Source organism: Shewanella sp. SG41-4 (assembly GCF_014164505.1).
Taxonomy (GTDB): domain Bacteria; phylum Pseudomonadota; class Gammaproteobacteria; order Enterobacterales; family Shewanellaceae; genus Shewanella.
Genome location: NZ_JACJFI010000536.1, coordinates 1 through 1,722, shown reverse-complemented (window position 1 = coordinate 1,722; position 1,722 = coordinate 1). Strand labels below are relative to the sequence as shown.

The following is a 1,722-nucleotide window of genomic DNA, read 5'->3' as shown; positions in this document are numbered from 1 at the left end:
TTTCTAATAGAAGTCTGCCATATTCTGAGCTGGGGATGACCTCGCTCATTAGTTTAATTCCACAAGAATATCGTGTCCGTCAGTATGAGGTTCATAGGTATTGAGCATGCCGATACAAATAGCGTCAATTCCATTGGCTTCTAATAGTGTTTTAAGTTCCTGTTCAGCCTCTGCACTCACGGCAACTAATAGTCCTCCACTGGTTTGTGGATCGCAAATAATCGCTTTCTGGTCATCTGTTAATGGCGGCAAATGTTCGCTATAACTGTCAAAATTGCGATGTGTGCCACCTGGAATACAACCTTGAGCGAGGTAATCACTGACTTTAGGGAGTAAAGGGACTTGGGATAAAACGATATTAGCTTTAAGTTGTGCGCCTTGGCAGACTTCTATTAAGTGACCCGCTAGTCCAAATCCTGTGACGTCCGTTAATGCATTAACCCCAGTAATTTTAGCGATATCAATACCTATCGTGTTGAGCTGACACATCGCATTTGGGGCAATTTGACTGTCTTCATCACGCAACTTTTTCTGTTTCTGCGCTGTAGTCAGAATGCCAATACCAAGCGGTTTGGTGAGATATAGACGATCATTCGCTTTGGCAGTGTTGTTCTGTTTTACTCGCTCAAGCGGGATTTGGCCTGTAACCGCTAAACCAAAAATAGGTTCAGGAGCATCAATACTGTGACCTCCAGCCAACATAATACCTGCATCGGCACAAGCTTGACGTCCGCCATCAACTACTTGCTGGGCAACTTCTGGTGGCAATACATTAACCGGCCAGCCTAATATCGCAATAGCCATAATTGGCGTGCCGCCCATGGCATAAATATCGCTGATGGCATTGGTTGCGGCAATTCTTCCAAAGGTAAATGGATCATCCACAATGGGCATAAAGAAGTCGGTGGTACTGATAATGCCGGTTTGCTCATTGAGTTTATAAACTGCAGCATCGTCACGGGTTTGATTACCGACTAATAAATTGGGGTCAGTAAATACTGGAAGTTGTGACGCAAGAATGGTGCTTAAGACTTTAGGAGAGATCTTACAGCCGCAGCCTGCGCCATGACTATATTCGGTTAGTTTTATATCGGTATGAGGCATGGTTATGTTTCTGTCGCTGGCTTATTGATGAGCAATTATAATGTTTCTCAAGGATTATTTCTTGGTTATTCGCGGTTTATCAAACCTAGTCGTGTATTTTTAATTAAAAAAATAATTATTATGAACGTTGTTTTTTATTTTGTTTGCTGTTAATTTATCAACTTAATAAGGTGCATATCATTTTTAGGTTGGTATTGTGGCGAGACGAAAAGAGCATACGCATGAGCAGATCCGCCATATGGCTATTAGTGCTGTGGTTGAGCATTTACAATGCCATGGTGTTGATAACTTAAGTTTACGAAAAGTTGCGACAACTATTGGTTACGTGCCAAGTACGTTAATTAATATTTTTGGTAGTTACCAATACTTATTACTCGCTGTATCTGAACAAACATTGTTACAACTAGCTGTGCAGTTACAGTTAATTAAACCGACCACGCCAAAACAAACAATTGAGCAAATGGCATTAGTTTATAGCCAGTTTGCTTTAGCGAATCGACGCTGTTTCCGATTGGTATTTGAATTAACAATGACAGATGACCAGCCTTTACCTGCTGCTCACCTTGGGTTGATTAAGTCATTATTTTCTAATGTTGAGTCTCAACTAAGTCAATACTT

2 protein-coding genes are annotated in these 1,722 nt (G+C 41.1%); one reads left to right on the top strand and one right to left on the bottom strand.

Features of this window, described 5'->3' with window-relative positions:
* Positions 1–48: 48 nt before the first annotated feature.
* The gene (gene selD / locus H5202_RS21970) at positions 49–1,104 is read right to left on the bottom strand and encodes a selenide, water dikinase SelD (RefSeq protein WP_182773906.1); all 1,056 of its coding nucleotides are present in this window, start codon (positions 1,102–1,104) and stop codon (positions 49–51) included.
* 196 nt (positions 1,105–1,300) lie between these two features.
* Between selD and H5202_RS21965 the strand changes: the two genes are divergently transcribed.
* A partial coding sequence (locus H5202_RS21965) for a TetR/AcrR family transcriptional regulator (RefSeq protein WP_182773905.1) occupies positions 1,301–1,722 on the top strand: 422 nt, incomplete at its 3' end.

What these genes read in the sequence shown, in the direction of transcription:
- selD (WP_182773906.1), bottom strand. Translation starts at nt 1,104, where the DNA reads ATGCCTCATACCGATATAAAACTAACCGAATATAGTCATGGCGCAGGC.